Source organism: Paraflavitalea sp., assembly GCF_059502485.1.
This window is the reverse complement of sequence record NZ_JCACET010000008.1, coordinates 2,075,998-2,100,854: the sequence shown is the minus strand read 5'-3', so window position 1 is coordinate 2,100,854 and position 24,857 is coordinate 2,075,998. Positions and strand designations below refer to the sequence as shown.

Sequence of the window (24,857 nt, the reverse complement as noted above, 5' to 3'; positions counted from 1 at the left end):
CTATCACATAAACAAATCCACTGAAATGAAACAACGCATGTTTTATCCATTATTATTAGCAACACTTGTACAGGTTTCCTGTTCGAGGAATAATGCCGACACGGCCATTACAGACAATACTAAAAAGGCATCCGACATTGAGCTGATCACGCTCAGCGCCAACACGCTTGCTGTTATCGACAACAACTCCGTGTGGCTGGATGTGAACGGACAGGAGATCAAAGCGCAGGGCGGTTACATTATACAGGAGAGTGGCGTATACCACTGGTTTGGCCCGCAGTTTGGCAACAGCGGCGATTATCAGTTCTATGCCATCAATCATTACACTTCTGACGATCTGCAACACTGGACGAAAGAGGCGGCTGCTTTAACGCCCGGCATGGCTGGCATTCCTTTCACCAGCGGCAGTTGGGTTGGCCGTCCCTGGGTGATCAAAAATCCCAATAACAACAATTATGTGATGGGTATTGAATGGGGCAGCAGTGGTATAGCAGGTGTCCGAAACCGGTATGCTTTCCTCACAGCTACTTCCATCAATGGCCCCTGGACTTACCAAAGCAGTAAGCTGATACAAAAGCTACCCGATGTAAGCAATACTTTATACTCGTTGGGCGATATGGGTGTGTACACAGAAGGCAACCGCGCCTGGATCATGTACACGTTCGACAAACCGCAGGAAAACTATGCGCAGGCGATCGTAGAACTGGACACTGATTTCATGACACCACTCCCCCACTCTGTCGCCGGCAGCTATACTGAGTTTTCGGGTGGCAGCTGGAAAGCAGGCGTACAGGAAGCTGCTGCCATCATCAAACGGGGTTCTACTTATTACTACTTCACTTCTCTTTGCAATGGCTGGAATTCCAGCGAAACGCGCTACCGTACTGCCAGCAGCATGGCCGGTCCGTGGACTTCCAATCCTTTAGTATCGACTAATCCTTCTTCTACCAATTCCTTCAACACCCAGCATGATTTTATATTGCCGGTGACTGGCAGCGCAGGCACTACTTATATCTTCTGTGGAGATCGCTGGAGCAATTTTACCGGCAGCGGCGTTGGTCGTTATGGCTGGTATCCTTTAAGCTTCGACGCTTCCGGCGTGCCCACCATCAATGCACCTGCTTATGCTACCAATGGTGGCGATTGGGTGCTGGACCTTGCGGCCGGCACCTGGAGTGCGGTTTCCGCCAACCTGTTGCTGAACCCCGGTTTTGAAAGTGACTTTTCCAACTGGACGTATACAGGCAATGCCACTATAGCCACTGCTGCCGCAGAAATACATTCGGGCAGCAAGGCGGTGAAGACGTGGAGCACTTCGGCTTATACCACCACGATGCAAAATACGGTTACCAACTGTGCCGCAGGAACTTATATGGTGAGTGCCTGGTCGAGGGCGGGCGGCACTTTCACCCAGCGGGTGTTGCAGGTATATGTGAATAATGTAAAAACCCACGAGCTGGCCCTTCCGGCCACCACTGCCTGGACGGCTTATACCATCAACAACATTACGGTGCCTGATGGCGCCACGGTAAAAGTGGGTATTGCGCTCAATACGGCCGGCAGCGCCTGGACCCAGTTCGACGACTTCTCGCTCGTGAAACAGTAGCCGATGAGCGCATCTATTAAACATAATATATCCAATGAAACTCCTTTGTTTCTCCGTTCATCCTTCATCCTGTAACGGAGGATGAACGGAGGATCAATGGAGGATGAATGGAAAATGACCGGAGAAAGAAGGTAATCAGAGTGATCTCATACGGGTATTTCCCGACCTATTGGTATCCCTGGTTTTGTTTGAATTCATCTTTATTGGTGACGGCATCTATCTGCGCCTGGGGTATGGGACGTAGTATGTGGTGGTCCTGGATATTGATCGCATTATCGGGGCTGTATGCTTTCACTCTTTGTATGAGCTTACCGGTGCGCTTGAGATCGAACCAGCGGAGCTGTTCTCCGGCCAGTTCGCGGGCGCGTTCATCGAGTATGAAATCGAGTGTTACCTGCGCCGGCGTGATCTGCATCTCCGCCGTGCGGCCTGGCTTGGCAGCGCGGGTACGGATGGTATTAATGTATCCCGCAGCAAGATCCGTGTGACCAAGATTCAATTCGGCTTCCGCAGCAATAAGGTATACTTCTGCCAGACGAATAACGAATGCATCGCGTGCGCTCTGCGCTTCGCCGGAGTTAGCACGCGTAGGGTCCATGAACTTGGACAATTGTTCATAGCGGTTGTTGTCTTTCACCGATCCGTCGGCATTATAAGTCTTGCTGCGATCGTATATCTGGTATTTTTTTGTTGCTTCCAATGCATTGTCTATCTCTTTCACCGTACAGTACACTGCCGTGTCGCCCACTTTCAGCAGGCTGGTAGCCGTATTGGCAAACCAGTATTGCCAAAAGGAGCCTTCATGCCGTGAGTCGGCATCCGGGTACAGGTCGAGCAAAAAGCGGGTAGGCATGTAGCGTACAAAAGGACGTCCATTGGCAAGGTCTCTTACTATGCCAGGCAAGTTGTCATATTTCATCAGAAACAGCATGTGCCCACTGTTGCTGCCGCGACCATGACCATAGGGATTCAGTGCTCCATTGGAAAGGTCGTTCAATGCAAGGTCTTCATTGTAGTTCACCGCATATACTACCTCTTTATTCTTCAGGTTATTCATCTTCCACAGGTCGGCATATACAGGTTGCAACTGATATGCTTTGTTATCGATCACCGCTTTGGCCATGTTCAATGCTTCCTGGTTCTTACCTCTTGTCAGGTACATGCGCGCCAGGAATGCCTGAGCGGCGCCTTTGGTGGCACGGCCATATTGAGGTTGGGTGGCAGGCAGGTTATTGATCGCCACATCGAGGTCACGGAATATCTGGGCATAGAAGGTATCTACCGGCTTACGGTTGGCAGTTGATACAATACCGTTGGTATTCTCCAGTGTGAAATGTACGCCGCCCCATGTTTCTACAATATGCCAGTAGTAAAAGGCGCGCAGGAAGCGCAGCTCTCCTTCCCGTGTTGTTCTTGTGGTTGCAGCCAGTCCTGCTTTATCTATGTTAAGTAGTCCGCCGTTAATGAGATTGATACCGGCATATAACTCACGCCATTCCGAAGCCAATGCTCCATTACCAGCCTGCAGGTTGATGTATTTGGTAAGATCGAGGTAAACGTCGCCACTACCACTGGTCCACAGATCGGTACCAGTTTCGGAAATATTGTATCCTTCTTCTTTGCCATACCACCAGCGCTGGTATGTATATGCTGCATTAACGAGGGTTTCAAAACCTTCCGGTGTGGTGTATACTGATTCGGCAGTGAGGCCACCGGGGTTGTATTCTTCGAGTGTTTTATTACAGGCGGAAGTTCCGGCTATCGCCAGGAGAAGTAGTATGTTGAAGTATTGTATGCGTTTCATGTGATGATGCTTTGTGAACATTAAAAATTAATGTTGAGGCCAAATACGAAGAGTTTGGTCATGGGGAAGTTCTCCGACCCGCCACGTTCCGGATCGTAATCGAGGTTGGCCTTCGTCCAGGTGTACAGGTTCTTCGCGGTAACATAAGCTCTGATACCGCTGACAAAAGAGTTCTTCAACAAGTGAGACGGCACCGTGTAACCCAATGATATATTGCGTAAGCGTAAGTAAGAACCGTCTCTGTAGGGCAATGTCGACAGATACAGCAGGTTGCTGTTCTTATTGGGACGCGGATAATCGTTAGAAGGGTTTTCTGGCGTCCAGTAATTGATGCCCGAAGTACTGTTGCCTAAACCCTGTGCATCAAAACGGCCGTAACGGTCGGCATTGATCATTTGTCCCATACGGGCAAAGACAAAAATGTTCAGGTCGAACCCTTTGTAACGGATGGTATTGTCGAACCCGCCGCTCCACTTCGGCCTGGGCGTGCCCAGAATCACCCGATCATTCTGTGTGTCGATCGACCCATCAGTGTTTTGGTCTTTCACCCTGATCTCGCCTGGCTTTTGTTTATATTTTGCTGCTTCAGCAGCATCTTTGGTTTGCCAGATACCAATCTTTGCGTAATCATAGTATACATTGATCGGGTGGCCTATGAACCAGCCGTTACCAATATCATCTTTACCTGTTACCAGTTCTACAAACTCTTCTTTGTTATGCGTAAAGGTGATATTGGATGTCCAGGTAAACTGACTGGTTTGTATGTTGGTAGTGGCGAGGGTGATCTCTATACCACGGTTCCTCGTTTTACCGATGTTCTGCACTACTGTGGTGACACCTGTAGTGGGTGGCAGACCACGTGTCAGCAGCAGGTCATCCGTTTCTGCATCATACACTTCTACCGAACCGGTGATGCGATTATTCAGTATACCGAAATCGAGACCAATATTCTTAGAGGTGGTCAGCTCCCAACCAAGCGCGGTATTGCCTACAGAACGGGAGTAGGTATAAGCCTGTGCCGCCACATTATCCCATCCAAAGGCAAGGCGCTGCAACTGACTTTGAGTGCTATATATAAAAGCATTGCCCGGATCGTTGCCAGCAACGCCATAACTTAAGCGCAATTTCAAATCGCTCAATGCGCCCACGGTCTTCATGAATGATTCATCAATGATGCGCCAGGCGAATGCTGCCGAGGGGAAGAATGTCCATTTATGTCCTTGGGCCAGTTTGGAAGAACCATCAGTACGGCCGGTTAACGTGAGAAGGTATTTATTTTTCCAGCCGTAGTTGATACGTCCGGCAAAAGATACCAGGTCCGACTTGAGGAAATCGGAACTGATCTTTATTTCTTCAGAGTTATTTTCCAGTGCATAGAACAATTGGGAAGGCAACAACTGGTTCACACCGGTAGCGGTAGCTTCTTCCGACTGAAAGCCAACATAGCTGGCTACGCCGGTAGCTGTGAGGGAGTGGTCTCCAAAGTTTTTGATCCAGGTCAGCACGTTCTCCCAGTTAAGGTTACGGCCATTGCTCATGCTGTATGATGATTGTGATTTGCCTTGTAATCCCCTGTCAAGCGATTTGGGAGAAGCATAGATTCCATTCCTTCCGTTGGAAGTGCTGGCCCCGAAGGTACTGCGGAAAGTAAGGCCCGGCATTGGCCTCAATTCAAGATAGGCATTGGCCAGTACGCGCGTATTCTGTACAGCGTTTTTATAGACGTTCGGTTGTTGGTCTGCCAATGGACTTCCGGTTTGTCCGTCAATGAGCAGGAAATTGAAATTCCCCAACGAATCATACAGCGCGCCCAATGGGCTTACTTTATTGGCCTGATTGAGCGGGTCTCTTCGTATGCTTTGGTTGTAATAAGTGTATTGACTTTGCATGCCTACCGTCATCCACTTGTTGACGGTAAAGTCGAGGTTGAGGCGTCCCGTATATCTTTTCAGGTCATCCATGCGCAGGATGCCTCTTTCATTAAAGTAATCGAGTGACATATAGGCTTTGAGCTTATCCGATCCGCCGCGGAGCCCTAACTGATAGTCCTGTTGTAATCCCGGCCTTATCAGGGCTTCTTGGTAGTCGGTCCATATTCTTTTCTGTACGGCATTGAGCTCGCCATTACCGGCAAATGCTACGGGATCATCGGCAGCACTGTTCCACAGGCCTGCTGCGCGATAGGCTTCCCGCCGCATGGCGGTAAACTCATCGAAGTTCATGGCCTTGGGATACATAGTAGCCTGTGACGTACCTACATAAGAGTTAAATGTGACCTCCGTTCTGCCGCTGCTGCCTTTTTTGGTAGTAATCAGTATAACGCCGTTAGCAGCGCGGGAACCATAGATGGCTGTGGAAGAGGCATCTTTCAATATCTCCATCGATTGTATATCGTTGGGGTTGATGTCTTCTATGCGCTGGTATTGTATGCCATCCACAATAATGAGGGGCTGATTGCTGCCGCCTGCTACGGAGCGTACGCCTCGTATCTGTATAGAAACACCGGCACCTGCCTGTCCGCTGCTGCGTACGATATCAGCGCCCGCTATTTTTCCCTGGGCCGCTTCGAGTACATTGGTAGAAGGTACTTCTTTCAGCTCTTCGCCTTTGAGGGATACCACAGCACCGGTAAGGTCTCTTTTGCGTACGGCGCCATAACCAATGATCACCACTTCATCGAGGCTGGTTTTAGCACTATCCAGGGTGATGGACAGCTGCGCCTGTCCGGACAGTTTCAATTCTTTGGTCTGATAGCCAATATACGAAACAACCAGTGTTGCATTTGAACGGGACACATCGATGGAGAAGGTGCCATCGTTTTTCGTCATTGTATTGTTGTTGGTTCCTTTCTCGGATACCGAAGCACCGAATAGTGGTTCTGCCTGGCCATTGACTACTTTACCTGTCACCACCTGCAGTAGTGGCTTCTCCGGTGCCGGAGTCGCTGGCTTTTCCTTGATCACGATGGTTTTGTCAACGATTGACCAGGCAAGTCCCTTGCCTTCCAGGCAAAGGTTAAGCGCCTGTTCGAGGGTAGTATTGATCGCCTCTACCGATACATTGCCTGTTTTATCGAGCAAACCATCGGCGTAAAAGAATACATACCCTGTTTGCTTTGTAATAGACTGGAAGACTTTTTCGAGTGGCGTATTTTTCTCGCGCAGGGTAACCGTCTGGCCGGTCGTTGTAGCGCCTGCATTAAGGCAGGCAATCGTTAACAGAATGGCAGTTAATTTCATAATGGTGCACTTTTTAATTCCTTCCGGTATGGCACACGACAAGGAGAAGCGTTTGGTCAGCAACGCCTTGCTGCAAGCAATCGACAACATGATGGTGTACAGTTTTGGTTAACTACTTATTGCATTTTCTCTTTTACGGTGATTTTACTTTGATCTTTCGACCTGTGATCCCGAAGCGTACCTTACCGGTGAGCTCCAGTATTTGCAATAGCTGTGAAGCATTTACATTGCGGGATATTTGCCCGGAAAAGCGTTGATCGATCATTTCTTCATTCTCGATATCTACATCATACCAGCGCGCTGCCTGCCGCAGGATGGTGGAGAGGTCGGCGCTTTTAAAATAGAACAGCCCATTCTTCCAAGCCATCACTTCTTCTATGTTTGCCGCCAGCACTCCGATCTGCAGGGCTTCACTGGCTGTTGTGGAAACAGTAGCCTGCTGACCAGGTGTAAGTATTACGGATTGTGGCTGTACTGCATTTGATGATTGACGATTTACTACTTTCACACTGCCTTGCAGTAAAGTGGTGCGAATGGCTGGTTCATCGACATAGGCATTGATATTGAAGTGTGTACCCAATACCTGCACTTCTATACCATTTACTGTTACATAAAATGGCATCGCTGTATTGTGGGCGATCTCAAAGTATCCTTCTCCTGTCAATTCCACTTTCCTTTGATGGCCTGTAAACGACACCGGGTAGCGCAAACTGGAGGCTGCATTAAGCCATACCTTAGAACCGTCTGCCAACAACAATTGGTATTGGCCACCGCGGGGTGTCGTTATCGTATTGTAGAGTATTTCTTTAGTTGCTTGCTGGGCAGGATCATAACTGATGCTTCCATCGCCTTGTTTGATAACCTTTACCTCTCCCTGATGTGCCAGCGTTCCCTTGTCTGCGTTATTGAGTGTAATCTCTGTTCCATCTGCCAGTTTCAATACCGCTTTCTGTCCACCGGGTTGAACATCGTTATCTATAGGTGCTGCAGTTTGTTGTACTGTTTCCTGCTTTGCCTGCCTTGGGGTCCACCACCATGCAGCTAAAACAGCCATAACAAGTGCGGCCGCTATCGATACTCTCCGGAAAGTAAAGAATGCCGATCTGTCTCTTTGTGCCGGATGACGGATCTTTTCTTTGATATTCTTTTGTATCAACGTCAATAGCTGATCATCTTCCGTTGCTTCAAAAGCATGTTCACGCATTTCCCGGTCGATAATGGCTGCTATTCTATCCCGTTGTGCAGGATCCTGCAACAGGGTATGTAACAGTTGTCGTTCTGTTTCCGCCAGTGTTCCGGACAGGTATTTCTCCAACAATAATTCAACGGGTGTATTATCCATAATGACCGGATGGGTGTTGCGGTTATGTCTGTAATTAAAGACGCATGGATTTTAAATAAGGGGTACTCGTTTTAAAAATTATTTCAGGAGGCGATGGTAGATAAAGAAAAAGATGAGCAGCAAAATATTGATGCCTGCCCGGTTATGCACGTATAGCCTGATCGCATTGAGTGCGCGACAGATATGCTTTTTCACTGTTTCTTTGGACAGCCCCATCTCGCCTGCAATAGCTTCAAAGGACAATCCCTGTTCGCGGCTTAGCAAGTAAGCCGTCTTTTGCTGGGCAGGCAGTCCATTGACAGCTGTTGCCACATGTTGTTGCAATTGTTTGAAAGAAAGTTGCTTATCCGGCAGTGCGCCTTCTTCTTTGACCAGTTCCAATACTTCTTTTTCGAGGGGGAGGGCTACTTTCTTACGAAGTTCACTGATAATATGGTTGCGGGCGATGATGAAGAGATAAGCGTCGAAGTGTTCCACATTCATTAGTGCCTGACGCTTCTCCCATAGTTTTATAAATACTTCCTGCACAATGTCCTGTGCGTGGTGGGATGATTTGATGTAAGCAAGGGCCTGTCCATATATTGTGCGCCAGTAACGCTCAATAAGTATGGCAAACGCTTTTTCATCTCCGGCAGCCACCTGTTGGCATAAAAGCCTTTCGTTAGCAGAAGAGGCATTTCTATCCATGTGTCTATGCGCTCTTTTGTACCGAATGTAACAATTAGCTACAGATTCTTTATCCCGGTGCAACCTGCCAACATCGTTTTGGCCAACCTTGCTCCTTACCTCCAACAGGGCACATGCATCATGCCCATTTGCCTGTAATCCGCTACCAGACTACATTCTATCGAACAAGCAGATTATCTGCCATTTTCATCATCCTGTTCCGGGAACGATTGCGTAAAAACTTATGACACTGCAATATTTCATGCCCTAAATAACAAAGTCCTCCCCAAACAGAGGAGGACTTTGTTGCTATAATGTGATGATCTCAAGAATTATCTTTTTTAAAGCCCCCCATAGACATAAGGGGCCAAACGATTGCTTGCTTATGTAAAAACTGCTTATATCTGTCGTTCAAGTAAGGGTGAACCCTAAAGTTCCTTATATCTTTTCATTGCCTCTACATAGTAATAATCGGCATACGTGAGAGGTACGTCCACCTCTGATTTGGCAGGCAGGTGGCCTACGCAATGCTCGATAATGAAACCACCATTGGTGCCTGGCTTCGCTTTGTAGGCGGGTGAAGACAAGGAGCGCAACATTGTCTCGGCAGCGCTGAAATACTCCTTCTTCTTATCTGCGGCTACATATCCCTGCAGTTCCAGCAGCGCCGAAGCCGTGATGGCGGCGGCAGAGGCATCGCGCAAGGCGTTGGGAATGCCGGGGGCATTGAAATCCCAGTAAGGCACTTTATCGGCTGGCAGATTGGGGTTTGTCAGGATGAACTTCGCGATATGATTCGCCTGGTCCAGGTACTTCTGCTCTTTGGTAGCACGGTACATCACCGTAAAACCATACAATCCCCAGGCTTGTCCACGCGCCCAGGCTGATTCGTCGGCAGCGCCCTGTGCGGTACGCTTTTGTTGTACAGCACCGGTTTCGGGATTGTAATTGATCACGTGATAAGAGCTGTAATCGGGCCTGAAATGGTTTTGGATGGTTGTATTGGCGTGGGTAACTGCGATCTTATAGTACGTAGAATCGCCGGTGACCTGGGTGGCCCAGAATAGCAGCTCCAGGTTCATCATGTTGTCGATGATCACCAGGAACTCCGCCTTTTTAGAATCCCAGGACTTGATGCAACCTACTTTGGGGTCGAAACGGGTGATCAGTGATTTGGCACTATTGATCAGTATTTCTTTGTACTCGGGTTTGGGTTGCATGATATTGGCGTTGCCAAAGCTGCAGAACATCATGAAGCCCAGGTCGTGGGTGCTTTTGTTGTACTGCTCTTTTTTGAGTGGCTCCAATATCCGCATGGCCTCTGTGTATAAAGCCTGGTCTTTGGTTTGCTCGTGGAGGTACAACAACGTGCCGGGGTAAAAACCACTGCACCACCAGCCGGAATTGCTGTATTCATGTTTGCCAGTAGTGGGAAAATACGTCTTCGGGAACTTGTCAGCGGGGAGGTCTTTTGCCAGTATTTTATACTGGGCGGCCGCATCGGTAAATTCTTTATTGAATGTTTGAACAAGGGCTTTATCCGGAGAAACGGTTGCTTTCTTTGGGGTGTTGCAGGCAAGGCTTGTCATCAACAGGGAAACGGACATATAACTTAACCAACTAATACTTTTCATACTTGCATTTATCGTTTTATGGGTTGCTAAAATAGCAACCTATGGGGAAACAGGAGGGGGATAATTCATTAAAAAGGGGGGCAAAATTGACTTTTGCACCCCTTCAAAACTACTACATGGGTTGTTTTTAGCAGTATGTTATAATATTTACCCATATGGATCTTATTTTTCTTCCGCCGGCCTCCATGGCCAGCCATTTATAAGATAGATCAGTTTCCAGATCAACTCTTTTGACTCCAGGTTCTTGTCTATCCTTTTCTGGTCGATGTGCTCGAACCGGAGATAGTCCTGGTCTTTTTGCAGGTCTGCTGCCTGTGTGAGCTTTCCCATACCGTTCAGCCGACTGTTGAGCTGGTCGTTGCTGATCACTTCCAACCTGATGTTTTTATACTCGCCTGGCTTTACGCCTGCCTGGGTATAATAAAAAGCCTGTTCACCTTTATATCCAATGACCACGGCATTGTACTGTATCAGCTCGTTCAGGTTCTCTGCGTATTTTCCATCAATACTACTATCCACCCGCATAAAGCTGCTCAACTTATCCGGCAGCAGGTACACATACAGTCGTTCGTATTGTTGCGGTTGCTCTACTTCAAACGATACTGGCTGGTATTGAATAACGGCTCTTTTGCCGGTGGCCGGGTCGGTAACATCCAATGTTGTGCGGTTTGCAGTGGCTTCCAATACTTCCCTGTCGATATTGTTCCAGCCAGTGTTGGTTACTTGTACCTGATAGACCTCGGGAGGTGGAGGTTGGAATGACTTGCTGGTATCATATCCTAATTGCCGGTAAGCTTCTTTCAAATTCAACTGGAATTCCTGTTGAAAATTGTCTGCCTGCCGTTTTACTGCTTTGTCATTGTATTGCTCTCTTTTGCGCTCAGCCGACGAGTCGAGCTCTTTTTGTTTTGCCCAGTATGAGTCATTGGTTTTAATAGCGGCCGCCCGGTAGGCTTTTGATCTTACCTGGTAGTAATCGCGGAGGGATTGCAGGGAAGTGACACCTTTTTTGACTTTACCATCTTTACGGGCGGCAAAGGCTACAAACTTTTCTTTGACATAATCAAAGCTGATCAGCAATGCAGCCATAGAATCGATCTCCCACAGGTTCCTGTCCAGATTATTAATATACAATTCAAGTACATCGTTGTCTTGTGATGCATGTATCCAGCACATCCTTTCTTCGAACTCACGGGTGGCCAGCAACGTATTTTGAAATTCGTTGCTCCATATTGCCTGGATGGTGGAAGGGCTGACAGCATAACTAAAAGGAATATATACTTCATCAAACTTCGGCCAGATTATTGAATCGCCCTCATGCGCTCTTACTGCGTCTGACCTTTTGCCGAAATAAGGAGACAACGAATAATAAAGGCTATCGGTGAATCCTTTATCACTGCTATTGTAGCCCCATGCCTGTAGCGATTTGAGGTACATGGGCGGGTAAAAATCAAGGGAAAGAATATCGACTGCCACCAGGTCTTTTTCCAGCGAAACAGGGTTTATCCAATCGATCCGGCCATCGGGTAATCGTTTACCGCTGTACAATTGCATACCCGGTCTGATGGTATCCGTTGGCACTTCTGCATGAATACCGGCAGCAGGATTTATTTTTAATTGTTTATCTCCCTGCCGGGCATCTATGTAAAACATGCCACCGGTTTCCAACAGTTGATCGCCACTCATGGTAGAAAATCCGGCCTGCATGACGGTAGCGGCGTCCAATGCTTCCTTTACTACCAGTGACATGCTGCCTGTAAAGGGTTTATTGTCTTCGTCAAGAAATCCATTGGCAGGCACTGCCAATACAATTCCCTTTTTAGTTTCAATAACGGTATCCTTACCTGCCTGTATCGTAAACACCTGCGCGGGAATATGTTTATCAGCATCGGCCCACAGTTGTTCGCCCGCTTCATTAAAAGCAGGCAGTTGCGTGCCTTCATAGCCAGTGGTCTGCTTTCCGCTACCAATTGTTACATATAATGCTATTGCTCCAATGATGACAACACTTAAACCGCCCAGGCCCCAGCGGGTAAAGTTTCTCCAACGCATGAATTGTTGTCCTGCCTGTTGTACTTGTTGTTTTAAAGCAGCTCTTTGCACGCCCTGCATTACTTGCTGCTGCAACTGTACCGCTTCTTTTAATTGAGGATCGTTGGCCAGTTGGTCTTCGAACCGGGCCTTTTCTTCGGCAGACAACCGGTTTTCGAGGTAGTCTTCTATTGTTTTGATTTGTTCAAGTTCTTTACGCATCGCAGAAGGATTAAAGGGTTTGCACTGTTTGTTTCAGTTCCTGCAACCTATTGCGGGCTGCTTCGAGGCATTTGTACTTCTGGTTCTTAGCGGTGTTTTCGGAGCTGTAGCCCATCTTCGTGGCAATGTCCCTTAGCTTTAAACCACCATTGTAGAACAGCAGCAATAATTCGCGGCAGCGCTCTCCCAACTCCTGCAGGGCTTTTTCGGCCAGGCTGGCCTGCTTCTCCGTTTCCCGGAAGCCTGCCAGCGCCTCCTCTTCTGCGGCTGTGAAGCCTGTGTCGAAAGCAGTCAATGCAAGTCCTTTGCGTTTCTTTATCTCATCTTTCCACAGGTAACGGCAAATGCTAAACAGGTAGGTGCTGAGTTTGGCAGTCAGCTGCAGGTCTTTCGTGCGCACCTGCGTGCAAAGGATGATCAATGCTTCCTGAAAAATATCTTCGGCATCCTGCCTGCTGCCACCGTGGGTACGCACCATCTTTTGCATCATAGGGAAATGCCTGTACAGAGCGGCCAGCGCCTTGCTGTTGCTGCCGGAACGTATCAGGTCAATGATCTTGTGGTCATCCATTTTACCAGGGTTTTAGAGATATATGGTCAAAAACGAAAAATGTCACCCCAATGGGATGACATTTCTTAAAGATATTGATAAAGACCTGATTAATAAGGGGGAGAATCGCTCTTTAACGCTCATCGAGTACATCGATGGCTTCCTGCACTTTTTCCCGGATGAGGGATTCAGAAAGCTGGTCTACATCTATCTGGGTGGCATCTTCATAGTTCCATTCATTGTTCTTATGGATCAACGTACGCATGGCCACCTTGCCATCGCTTTCGAGGGGGGCCAGTAAAAACATACAGTAATTCTGCCGGTCGTAGCGAATGTCGAGCGACACATTGGGATGTGCCCGGTTCATGCGGTTTACTTCCTGTGCTTTGATACCATACCTGTGAAGGGATTGTACACATTTGCCGAATGCCGGCATAATTACCTGTTCCATCTTCTCCCGGAAGCTCCTGAGAAAGCAGGCCTGCTGTGCCAGGTCACGTTTGTTTTGTTCCTGTGTTACCTGTTTTTCGAGTTGGTCAATGCGATGCTGTATCTCCAGCCTCTTTTTTCTGCTGGCTAAAAAATCTTCCCACATCATAAACGAGTTATTAATGGTTAAATAATGATCACTGGCTATTGTAGCTTTTTCGGGAGGATAGAGGGGAGATCGAAACGCAATCGTTTGCATCTGCTGTATACTTTAAGATACAGCTTTTTATTGACATAGGAACCAGCAGAATTATGGCACCAAGTTCCGGGTTTCGCACGCATAAAACCGCAACTGAACAAAAAATTAAACATTTGGTAAAATAGCTCCCGCCACATCGTTACATTTGGATACTAAGTTTGCCGCCAATATGAACTATCAGGACTTTACCCCCGATGAAGGGATGTTGCTGGCGCAGTTGCGGGCGGGGGACAAAACTGCTTTTGATGAGATCTTCAATCGTTTTTCTGAACCGGTGCATACCTACATCCGCATGCGCCTGAATGGTTCGGAAGAAGCAGATGATGTATTACAGGAAGTGTTCATACGCCTTTGGCACAAACGCCAGTCTATCGTTATCCACTCTTCATTCCGCAATTACTTATATACCATCGTTCAGCATTGCATCAGTGATCATATCCGGGCTACCAAAAGAAGAAAGTATACCCTAACCGATGACATGCCCGAACACCAGGAAGTGACCCCCTCCCCTGATGAGCAGTACCAATACAAGCAGGTATATTATATGTGGCGCGGCGCCATGGAAAAGCTGCCCGGCCAGATGCGCCGCATCTATGCTATGAAAATTGAAGAGCAGCGCTCCGTGAAAGAAATAGCCGCCGAACTGCAGCTCAGTGAGCAAACGGTAAAGAACCAGCTTCACACTGCGGGACAACGCATTGTGAAGATCTTAAGACAGGTACAGTTGTTCTTTCTGTAACCGTGCCCACGGCCCCAATATGACCAAATCGTTAACTCCCCTATTTTCCTTAAAAAGGTATAGTACCAGATCTTAACAGCGAACGTCTATTATGGAAAGACGTTTTCATGCCCCGTAAATCAAGACGAACTCATTCTCCTAACGATGATCAGCAATGGCAGCAGGCATGGGAACGCCCCAACGCGATGGATGCCGACCGCAAGCAGGACCTGCTCACCGGTATCCATCAACGGATCGACCATACCCGACGGAAGAAGAAACAAGTATTTTATATTGGCCTTAGTGCCGCAGCAGCTATTATGGTAGCAGTACTTATAAAAATGCCCTGGGCGCAGCAGGAACTACCTGTAGAATCATGGACAGAACTGGCTTCCAACGACAGCTCACACAAAGTAGAACTGGAAGATGGCTCTGTACTGTGGCTGGCGCCTCATTCTACTGTACGTGTGTATCCCGATTTCAAAAACAAACGCAATACCGTACTCACCCGCGGAACGGTATTCTTCAGCGTTGCCAAAGATGCTGAACATCCTTTTGCCATTTCTGTCAATAAACAACAGGTAACGGTGCTGGGTACTGAATTCACCATCAACCGGCTCGACTCGACCGATCTTCAACTGACCGTGAAGGAAGGGAAGGTAGCGCTGGACAATGCAGGCGGCAGGAATGTGCTTACTGCAGGACAACAGGTGTTAACGCATATCGGACAGACCAGTCCCATCCAGGCCATCGATCCTGTTATTGCCGACTGGTGGGCGCGCACCGATGTTCGCCTGCACAATATTTCATTGGGAACTTTGCTACGCTGTATAGAAACTTATTACGGAATCACATTAACGCACGATCGCATTGACCTGGATATGAAAGTTAGCTTGACCTGGGACATGACCATATCGCTAAACGAGAACCTTAAAGTAGTAAATGCGTTGACGAGCTACAATATCCACTAACCTATCATTTCAATAACGTTTTTCCATACACTGCCTCGCATGGCTGCGGGGTCAGCAGGCTAACCTATTGTCTATACTGTAATGTAAAAAACATGCAAAACGCGAAACTAAAAGCAAGAATCAGTTTTTTGGTACTGCTGCTAACAGCAGGGTTACTGCAGGTGCAGGCCCAGGGTACCCAGCTCAAGTTCCGGCACCAGGCCGGTAACCTGGCTAAGATCGTAGAGGAATTTGGTCGCCACTTCAAAGTGCAGTTGGCTTACGCCAATGATGAGTTATCCGCCGTGCGGGTAACATCAGCCAGCTATGAAGCGCCCAATGTGGGAGAGTTGTTGAACAAAGTACTGGCTCCTGCCAATTTTAAAGCGACAGCCAGCGGCAATAGCTGGGTGATCAAAAAATCAGAAACGCCCATCAAACAAACTGTGGCTACCATGATCTTTCAGGCCAGTATCATGGAGGGCGACGTACCTGTTCCCAGCGCCACGGTCATTATCAAGCAGGCTGGTCAAGGGACCTCTATTGCTGTGGCTAATGAGAATGGTTTCTTAAGTAAAAAGATCCCTTTACTGGAAGGCACTGTAGAAATATCAGCGGTAGGTTACCTTCCTGTGAACAGGAAATTCAATGCTGCTGAAATCCAGAATCTGAAGATAGATATGATCAAGGATGAGTCGCAAATGCAGAACGTAGTGGTAACCGCCCTGGGCATCAAGCGTGCAGAAAGAGCATTGGGTTATGCCACTACTACTGTTGACGGCAAACAATTAACTGATGCCATGAGCGGCAACTGGACCGACGCGCTCTCGGGTAAAGTAGCCGGTTTGAATATGATCCGCTCCAACGCAGGTCCTACTGGTACCAACAAGATCATTCTGCGTGGTGAAAACAATCTGACGGGTGATAACGAGGCGCTCATCGTAGTGGATGGTGTGGTGATCAACCACGGCAGTGGCCGTCGCACCGGTATTGGTGGCGAAGAAGCCTACGGCACCAGCAGTGATAACATGCCTGCCGACTATGGCAGCGGCTTAAATGATATCAACCCGGAAGATATAGAATCAGTAACTGTATTAAAAGGCCCGGGCGCCGCAGCCTTGTATGGCCAGCGTGCAGCCAACGGCGCCATCGTCATCACTACCAAGTCGGGCAGCAATAAAAAGAAAGGATTAGGGATTACGCTCAACTCCAACGTATCCTGGGAGCAGATCAACCGCTGGCCCGATCTGCAATGGGAATATGGTATTGGCCTGGACGGGCAAGCAGACTATGATTATGGCCGCTCCGCCAACTCCAGCTCCAGTTCTTCCTACGGTCCCCGGTTCGATGGTCAAATGTTTTATCAATATAACAATGGATTACAGGGTCGCGACACTGTAGCTACTCCCTGGGTGCCCTATAAAAATAAGATCCGTGAATTCTTCGATGTAGGCAATACGATCACCAACACCATCAGCGTGGATGGTGGCACGGATAAAACAACTGCCCGCTTTTCTGTAACGAATGTTCGCAATAACTGGATCATTCCTAATACTGGTTACAAGCGTAATACAGTATCCTTATCCGTTAACTCCAAGGTGAACGAAAAACTACAGGTTAGCGCCAAGGTAAATTATACCAACAAATGGAGCGACAACCTGCCGGGTAGCGGATACGGTAATCAGTCTATCATGTACTGGTATATTTTCTGGCAACCGAACGCCGACCTCGATTGGCTGAAGAATTATTGGGTAAAGGGTCAGGAAGGAAAAAGGATTTTCTATCCTTACAGCTCATTCCCGGAAAACCCTTATGCCATCGTGAACGAGTTCATCAACAGAACGAACCGCCACGGTGTAACGGGTAACGTTCAGGCCACTTATAATTTTACCAAAGAGCTCAGCCTCATGATGCGCACATCTATGGACATGGGTTATGACCAGCGTGCGCAGGAGCGTCCTTATGATGCAGGCTCCAAATACCAAAAGGGTAGCTACCGTACTCAAAGCATCTTCTCCATGGAAGCCAGCGCCGACTTCCTGTTGAAATACACCAAAAAGATCAACAAGGATTTCGAGTTCTCCGTTACAGGAGGAGGAAGCACGCTGAGGAATACGTATAACCGTGAAGAGCAACGCGCAGACTCGCTCATCAATCCCGGTGTATATACATTTGCGAACGCTGCCGGTCCTTTGATCACGCTTCCCTATAAAACCAAAGTAGAGATCAACAGTTTTTATGGCATTCTCACTACCAGTTATAAGAACATGCTGTATCTGGATATCACTGCCCGCCAGGACTGGAACAGTGCGTTGGCTACCCCCCAACGTACAGAGAATACCGGTTTCTTTTACCCATCGGCCAATCTGAGCTTCGTTGCCTCAGAAGCATTGACCATGCCTAAAGACATCAACTTCCTGAAGTTCCGCTTCTCTGCTTCGAATGTGGGCAGCGCTCAAATGATCCCTTACCGCACTGCCTTTTATTATTCTTCAGCGGGTAGCTTATATGGTGGCGGCCTGGAAAACCCTTATGCACTTAACAACCCCAACCTGAAACCACTGAGAACGATCACTTATGAAGCGGGTGTGGCGATGAAGATGTTCAAGGACCGTTTAGGTGTCGACGTTGCTTACTATACAGGGTTTACGAAAGACCAGATCCTCAATCGCCAGCTTGATCGTGCAGCCGGTTATCAATATGCCGTTATCAACATTGGTAAAGTATTGAACAGGGGATTGGAGATCGCGCTCAATGGCACGCCGATTACTTCTAAGAATAACGGCTTCAAATGGAATACCAATATCGTATTTTCTACCAATGCCAACATCGTAAGAGAACTACCTGATAGTTCTATCGTACTGCAAAACGGTCCTGTTGGTGGCGGTCAGATAGTAGCCAAAGTAGGTGGTAGCATGGGTGACATGTATGGCAGGGGTTATGTACGCTCTCCTGATGGCCAGATCGTTTACGACAAACAAAGTGGCGTAGCATTGATCTCCCAGGAAGTTGTTTACCTCGGTAACACCATCCCTAAATGGAAAATAGGTTTCACCAACGAGTTTAGTTATAAACAATTCCGCCTTAACATGCTGTTCGATGCGCAATACGGTGCAGTAGGACATTCTCTGATGCACTATAAACTGGCAGAGCAAGGTAAGCTCGCCACTACCCTGCCGGGCAGGTACAGCGGCATCATCGGTAATGGCGTGGTGCAGGATGTTGACGGTAAGTATCGTAAGAATGATGTGATCGCCAGTGACATCGATGAATACTATCGTTCACACTGGGGCACTGATAATGCTGAGGGCAACACTTTCCGCACCGACTATATCAAGTTCAGGGAGGCCCGTCTCGATTACACGATCAAGCCACAGCTTGCCAAAAAGCTCGGTTTGCAACGTGCTACTATCGGTGTATATGGCCGTAACCTATTTATCTGGTCCGACTGGCCCATGTTTGATCCCGAGTTTGGAACGCTTAATGGCAGCGACATTGTGCAGGGTTTCGAGATCGCACAGTTTCCTTCTACCCGCACATTTGGATTTAACCTTGTTGTAGGATTCTAATTCTTGAAAAATGAAAACGACTATCCATAAATTTATACTGGCAGTAGTGATGTTCAGCATGGTGCTTGCATCCTGCACCAAAGATTTTACCGACACCAATACTGATCCGAACAATACGCCTTCTTCGCAACCACACCAGTTGCTGGCGCCTGCACTGGTAGGCATCATGGGCTATAACCAACTGCGCAACCGCAACTTCAACAACGAGTTGATGCAGGTTACCGTAAACAGGAATGATGGTGAAGGCACTGTATTCAGGTACGACTACCGTTCCAACTGGTCTGACAACCTTTACAATGGCTGGTATCTTGAAATGACCAACCTGAAAGACATGCACCGGATTGCATCGGATACAGCCACGCTGAATAAATCTTATCAGGCTATTTCACTCATTCTGCAATCGTGGGTATACTCCATGCTCACCGATACCTACGGTGATGTTCCTTACTTCCAATCGAACCAGGCTAAAGACACGCTTCGTTTTGAACCAGCTTTCGATACACAAAAGGATATCTATACCGATATCTTTAAAAAGCTGGAAGAAGCCAACACGCTGCTGGGCAGCAGCCCACCCGCTATCGTAGCATCCAGCGATCCTGTATATAATGGTGATGTTGCCAAATGGAGAAGGTTTGGTAATTCGCTTTATCTGCGGTTGTTGCTCCGCATCTCCGGCAAAGCCGAAGTAGCCGCTGCTACTATTGCCAAGATCAAAGAGATCGTAGATACGAAAGCCTCTACTTATCCCAAGATATCCAAAAACGACGAATCGGCTATTTTAAGGTGGACGGGTGCCGGCCCCTATGTTTCTCCTTTCATCACTGTGCGCGAACAGGATTTCAGGGCGCCGAGCCTCGGTAGCTTTTTCATCGAAACGCTTGGAAAGTGGAATGATCCACGTATCAATATCCCGGTTTATGGAACCGGTACGCCTACCAAAACCAACCGTTGGGGCATCGCTCCTTCGCAGGGTAACTTCATAGGTGTACCGAGTGGTTACCTGCCCGGACAAGATCCCGGTCAGAAAGCCTACTTCTATTCCAACACGAATAATAGTGGCGCCGGTCCTTCCTTAATGAACGACCCTATGACCGGTATGATCATGAACTTTGCGGAAGTGAACCTCATGTACGCTGAAGCAGCCGTAAAAGGATGGATCAATGGTACCGCCAAGACATTTTATGAAAACGGTGCAGACGCCAGCATCAAGCTGTGGTTGCCCAACTGGCCCGATACTTCTACCAAGATCTATAACATCCAGGATCAACTGGCGGCAGCCGATATCGACTGGGATGATACCTATACTGAAGATCAAAAAATGGAGCTGATCCATCTTCAGAAGTATTATGCACTGTTTCTCGTGGATCTGCAGCAGTGGTTTGAATACCGTCGTACCGGTCACCCCAACTTACCCAAGGGACCAGGCTTAAAGAACAATGGTGTAATGCCGGCCAGGATGACCTACCCGGTATATGTTCAATCTACTAATCCAACCAATTACAAAATAGCTGTTGCCAACCAGGGGCCTGATGCGATATCCACGCAGGTGTGGTGGCAGAAACCGTAAAACAGTTACAAAAAACAGAACAATGAAAAAGATCACCTTATATACGCTCTTTTTGCTGTCATTGATCTCTTTGTGGGGTTGCCAAAAGGACAAGTATCCCGGCGGAGAGGTAAGCCCTTATCTGGCGCTATACGATCTGAGGAATATATACAAAGGCCAGGAAGTTACACTTACCAAAGAAAACATGCTGGGTTCTACCTCGCTTGCCTGCATGGTGGTATCTGACCACTCAGGCGGCAACCTGCCTGCCGGCTTGCTAGTGGTACAGGATATCCGCCGGCTTAATTTACTGCGTGGTATTTCCATCAACCTTGGAGCCGATGCCGCCAATTACAAGCCAGGCGACTCACTTCATATCAAGGTAGAAGGGAGTATCTTGAAAAGAGAGAATGGCATTCTTCAGATCACCGGCCTTACGAACAGCGCCGTTACCAAAATCTCTTCCGGTAATCCATATCTTGCTTTGCGGGTTCCCATCAGCTCCATGCTGAGCAAGCCAGGCGATTATGAAAGTGTTTTATCTGTTGTCGTGAAGGGTGGCTTCGACCCTCTGCCTGCTCCTGGCGATGTGTTATCCGGAGACAAAACACTGAATGACGGGTTTGGTAATATAACACTTCATACGGAAGCGAGTTCCAACTTTGCCAATACGCCGGCTCCTGTACTGGCTAATTTCTATGGTATCGTATTCAATATACCTGCCGGCAAAGATTCGGTAGCGCCCCGCTTTCACCTGCGCACCGGCAACGATGTAGTAGTACTCAGCTCCGTTATCGAGATACCGCCAATTATCATTACCGGCTTTATGGCCGATGTGTCTGGCGGTGATGGCAACTACGAGTATATTCAAATGATGGCTACCAAGGATATCAACTTTGCCACTACTCCTTTCTCTGTAGTAGTGACCAACAATGCCAACGCTTCTAACCCGTCGGGTATTCCGTCCAACGGATGGGGTACCGGCAATCAGCGTACTTACAAGTTCAATATGACTACAGGTACTGCTACCAAAGGCACTTACTTTTATGTTGGCGGCAGCAACAAAAGGATCAATGGCGCCAGCTCAACCAGTATGACTACTTCCAACTGGGTTCGTGCTTTCAACTACACCACTACCGATGGCGATGGATTTGGGGCTAAGACTGGTGGCTTGTTTGCCAACAGTGGTAACGCATCCGGCCTCGCTGTATTCGAAGGCACTACTGTAAATGCCAGCACAAGACCTGTCGATGTGATCTTTGTATCTAACGGGGGTAGCTTGTTCAGCGCCGGACCACCAGCTGCCGGCTATCGCATCACCAACAACGACTGGTATGATGTGAAGAACCCCATCACGCTCGCTGACCAGCCTTTCTACCGTCAGGGATCGAATACGCTTTGCCTCACCTACCCTACCGCTGACCAGGGTTATTTTCAACTGCTGGGTGGCGAGTACAATCTTTCCCTGGGCAGATGGACAAAGGCTCGTACGCAAACGAATCAACAACTCACTAAAGAATCTTTGGTTGCAGAGATCGAAGGAGAGACTGCAACGAAGCTGAAATAAATATCATTTTAATCAATATGCTCAACAGAAGAAGTTTTCTTAGAACATTCGGCCTTGCAGGGGCTGCATTTTCCGCACCCACCATGATCGCACAGGCTGCCGGCACTTCGTTCATTACCGGTCTTGTATTGAAAGGACGCGTGCAAGCCAATGGCAACGGTATTGCCGGTGTGGCAGTAACTGACGGCTTTAGCATAACCACTACTGATAAAAAAGGTAACTATAGCCTCAATGCCCACTCGGCGGCAGAGTTCGTATACATCAGCCTGCCTGCGGGTTATGCTTTTCCCAACAACAAAGGGATTGCTCAATTCTACCAACCTATTACACAAAAGGAAGGTTCTTTCAAGGCTGACTTCAATTTGGAGAAACTAACTGTTGACGATACCAAGCACAACTTCGTGGTATGGGCCGATACGCAGATCATTTCCAAGAAGGATGCTGAACAACTCAAAGCAGAAGCAGCGCCCGATCTGAAAAAACTGGTAGCAGGCTATCCTGCAAACACGTTGTTTCATGGCGTTGGTTGTGGCGACCTCGTGTGGGACCACTTTGAATTGTTCGACGATTACCGCGAAGCGGTTGACATTGCGGGTATTCCTTTCTTCAATGTGATCGGCAACCATGACATGGATATCGACGGTGGTTCGGATGATGTATCGGCCAGGACCTTCAAAAAGCAATTCGGCCCTACTTACTATTCTTATAACCGCGGCAGGGTGCATTACGTGGTACTGGATAATGTGTTCTTTATCGGCACTGCCAAGAAATACATTGGCTATCTCACGGAAACTCAGCTGCGCTGGCTGGAGCAGGACCTTGCGCTGGTGAAGCCCGGTTCTACCGTGGTGGTGAGCAACCATATTCCTACGGACACCGGCAACCAACGGAGGAACAAGCTGACGGAAGAAGCCATCGGCGGTACTGTGGCCAACAGGAACCAGCTATATAAACTATTGAAGAATTATAAAGTGCATATCATGTCGGGCCACACGCATGTGAATGAGAAGTGGGAGAAAGACAACCTGATGGAGCACGTACACGGTACTGTGTGCGGCGCCTGGTGGACCGGGCCCATCTGCAGCGATGGTACTCCCAATGGTTATGGCGTGTATGAAGTAGATGGCGACGACATTAAATGGTACTACAAATCCACTGGCAAGGAGAAAGACCATCAGTTGCGTGTCTATGGCAAAGGTAAACTGACCACCGCGCCCGATGAAATTGCCGCCAACGTGTGGAACTGGGACCCGAAATGGAAGATAGAATGGTGGGAAGATGAGGTGGCCAAGGGCGCCATGGAGCAGCGTGTTGAACTGGACCCCTGGTCGGTAGAATTGTATGCCGGACCTCAACTGCCCAAAAAACACAAGTTTGTAGACCCTACATTGACCGACCACCTCTTCTTTGCCAAGCCCTCGCCCACGGCTAAAAAGATTACCGTAAAGGCAACGGACAGGTTTGGGAATGTGTTTACGGAGGTGCTGCAGTTGGGATAGCGCGATAGTTGGCATAGTCCGATAGTTGACGAGTTGATAGGTTGAAAGGTTAATAAGGAAAACACCTCTCCTTGCTAACTTTTCAACCTATTAACTTTTTAACTTATAAACTACCCTTGGCATTTTGTTATTCCGAAAAAGCTTGTTTCCTTTGGTGAACAACCAACCAAGATAATGGCCGAAAACCGGGAAGTCACCATTTACGACATTGCCAAGCACCTTAACATCTCCGCCGCCACGGTGAGCAGGGGCCTGAAGAACAGCCCCTCTGTCAATAAAAACACCCGGAAGAAGATTGCCGAGGCCGCCGTAGAGCTTGGTTATCAGTCGAACACCTTTGCCAGCAGCCTCAGAAGTAAAAGTACCCAAACGCTGGGAGTACTCGTGCCGCGCCTCAACAGTTATTTCATGTCATCCGTGCTGGCGGGCATGGAAAACGCCGCCAACAGACACGGTTACAACCTCATCATTGCGCAGTCTCTGGAAGACGCGGAAAAGGAAAAGCAGAATGCTTCTACCATGTTCAACAAACGGGTGGATGGGCTGCTGATCTCTCTTTCTTATGATACCCAGAATATCAACCACCTGGAACCTTTCTTCAAACGCAAGATCCCCGTGGTATTCTTCGACCGTGTTCACCCGCATAGTGCCAGCACTTCTATTGTCATCGACAACTATGGCGCTGCTTATAATATTACGAAACACCTGATCGACCAGGGCTGCCGCCGCATTATGCACCTCGGCGGTAATGTGCTCAGGAATGTTTACAAGGAGCGTTTCGATGGTTACCGGCAGGCGCTGAAAGATCATGACCTATCCTTCCAGGAGAAATTGCATTTTGTGAGTACGCTGTCGGAGAAGGCTGGTGAAGATGCGGCGAAGCATATTCTTAATCTCGCTCCGGCGAAGCGGCCCGACGCGGTGTTCTCCGCCAATGACACAGCTGCTGTCTATTGTATGATCGCGCTCAAAAATGCAGGGCTTCGTATTCCTGAGGATGTGGCCTTTGCGGGCTTCAATAACGATCCTATCAGCAAGGTCATCGAGCCTAACCTTACTACTGTGGATTATTCAGGAGACACTATGGGCAATGCCGCTGTTACCAATCTCATCAACCACCTCAAAGGGATCAGTAATCTTTATAGCACCAACTCTATTACGCTTCGTGCTGATCTTATTATCAGAGCGTCTTCATTGAAGAAGAAAGGATAAAATAGTGGTTATAG

The 24,857-nt window shown here is 48.1% G+C and carries 16 protein-coding genes; 8 read left to right on the top strand and 8 right to left on the bottom strand.

All coding sequences use genetic code 11. The features are described from left to right. Positions 1-25 precede the first annotated feature (25 nt). A complete protein-coding gene (locus AC5JBY_RS11070) occupies positions 26-1,606 on the top strand; it encodes a family 43 glycosylhydrolase (RefSeq protein WP_495904648.1) in 1,581 nt (526 codons plus the stop codon). A gap of 166 nt (positions 1,607-1,772) precedes the next feature. Here the strand turns inward: AC5JBY_RS11070 and AC5JBY_RS11065 are convergent, their stop codons facing one another. The 8 genes from AC5JBY_RS11065 to AC5JBY_RS11030 all read right to left on the bottom strand — a co-directional run bounded on the left by AC5JBY_RS11065 (position 1,773) and on the right by AC5JBY_RS11030 (position 13,782). Next, a complete protein-coding gene (locus AC5JBY_RS11065) occupies positions 1,773-3,410 on the bottom strand; it encodes a RagB/SusD family nutrient uptake outer membrane protein (RefSeq protein ID WP_495904647.1) in 1,638 nt (545 codons plus the stop codon). A 20-nt stretch (positions 3,411-3,430) separates the two neighbouring features. Then, complete coding sequence (locus AC5JBY_RS11060) at positions 3,431-6,649, bottom strand: TonB-dependent receptor (RefSeq protein ID WP_495904646.1); 3,219 nt, start codon at positions 6,647-6,649, stop codon at positions 3,431-3,433. A 133-nt stretch (positions 6,650-6,782) separates the two neighbouring features. Further along, positions 6,783-7,991, bottom strand: a complete 1,209-nt coding sequence (locus tag AC5JBY_RS11055) for a FecR family protein (protein WP_495904645.1) — start codon at positions 7,989-7,991, stop codon at positions 6,783-6,785. Positions 7,992-8,069: 78 nt separating this feature from the next. After that, positions 8,070-8,678 carry an RNA polymerase sigma factor gene (locus tag AC5JBY_RS11050; RefSeq protein WP_495904644.1) on the bottom strand — a complete coding sequence of 203 codons (609 nt, stop codon included), beginning with the start codon at positions 8,676-8,678 and terminating at the stop codon, positions 8,070-8,072. Between the two features lie 407 nt (positions 8,679-9,085). Next, complete coding sequence (locus AC5JBY_RS11045) at positions 9,086-10,291, bottom strand: glycoside hydrolase family 88 protein (RefSeq protein WP_495904643.1); 1,206 nt, start codon at positions 10,289-10,291, stop codon at positions 9,086-9,088. Positions 10,292-10,453: 162 nt separating this feature from the next. Further along, on the bottom strand, positions 10,454-12,544 hold the full coding sequence (locus tag AC5JBY_RS11040; protein ID WP_495904642.1) for an anti-sigma factor: 2,091 nt from the start codon (positions 12,542-12,544) through the stop codon (positions 10,454-10,456). Positions 12,545-12,554: 10 nt separating this feature from the next. After that, positions 12,555-13,115 (bottom strand): RNA polymerase sigma factor, encoded by a 561-nt coding sequence (locus AC5JBY_RS11035; protein ID WP_495904641.1) that lies wholly within the window; start codon positions 13,113-13,115, stop codon positions 12,555-12,557. Positions 13,116-13,227: 112 nt separating this feature from the next. After that, complete coding sequence (locus AC5JBY_RS11030) at positions 13,228-13,782, bottom strand: hypothetical protein (RefSeq protein ID WP_495904640.1); 555 nt, start codon at positions 13,780-13,782, stop codon at positions 13,228-13,230. A gap of 145 nt (positions 13,783-13,927) precedes the next feature. Here AC5JBY_RS11030 and AC5JBY_RS11025 point away from each other — a divergent pair, with 145 nt between their 5' ends. The 7 genes from AC5JBY_RS11025 (at position 13,928) to AC5JBY_RS10995 (ending at position 24,843) form a co-directional block, all read left to right on the top strand. After that, the gene (locus AC5JBY_RS11025) at positions 13,928-14,521 is read left to right on the top strand and encodes an RNA polymerase sigma factor (RefSeq protein WP_495904639.1); all 594 of its coding nucleotides are present in this window, start codon (positions 13,928-13,930) and stop codon (positions 14,519-14,521) included. 107 nt (positions 14,522-14,628) lie between these two features. Next, positions 14,629-15,471, top strand: a complete 843-nt coding sequence (locus AC5JBY_RS11020) for a FecR family protein (protein ID WP_495904638.1) — start codon at positions 14,629-14,631, stop codon at positions 15,469-15,471. Between the two features lie 92 nt (positions 15,472-15,563). Continuing rightward, entirely contained in the window at positions 15,564-19,019 is a 3,456-nt protein-coding gene (locus tag AC5JBY_RS11015; protein ID WP_495904637.1) for a SusC/RagA family TonB-linked outer membrane protein, read from the top strand. Between the two features lie 10 nt (positions 19,020-19,029). Further along, on the top strand, positions 19,030-20,586 hold the full coding sequence (locus AC5JBY_RS11010) for a SusD/RagB family nutrient-binding outer membrane lipoprotein (RefSeq protein ID WP_495904636.1): 1,557 nt from the start codon (positions 19,030-19,032) through the stop codon (positions 20,584-20,586). Between the two features lie 22 nt (positions 20,587-20,608). Then, positions 20,609-22,132, top strand: coding sequence for a DUF5689 domain-containing protein (locus AC5JBY_RS11005; RefSeq protein WP_495904635.1), 1,524 nt, complete (start codon positions 20,609-20,611; stop codon positions 22,130-22,132). Positions 22,133-22,149: 17 nt separating this feature from the next. Continuing rightward, complete coding sequence (locus tag AC5JBY_RS11000; RefSeq protein WP_495904634.1) at positions 22,150-23,631, top strand: calcineurin-like phosphoesterase C-terminal domain-containing protein; 1,482 nt, start codon at positions 22,150-22,152, stop codon at positions 23,629-23,631. 174 nt (positions 23,632-23,805) lie between these two features. Next, the gene (locus AC5JBY_RS10995) at positions 23,806-24,843 is read left to right on the top strand and encodes a LacI family DNA-binding transcriptional regulator (RefSeq protein ID WP_495904633.1); all 1,038 of its coding nucleotides are present in this window, start codon (positions 23,806-23,808) and stop codon (positions 24,841-24,843) included. The last annotated feature ends 14 nt before the right edge of the window (positions 24,844-24,857 follow it).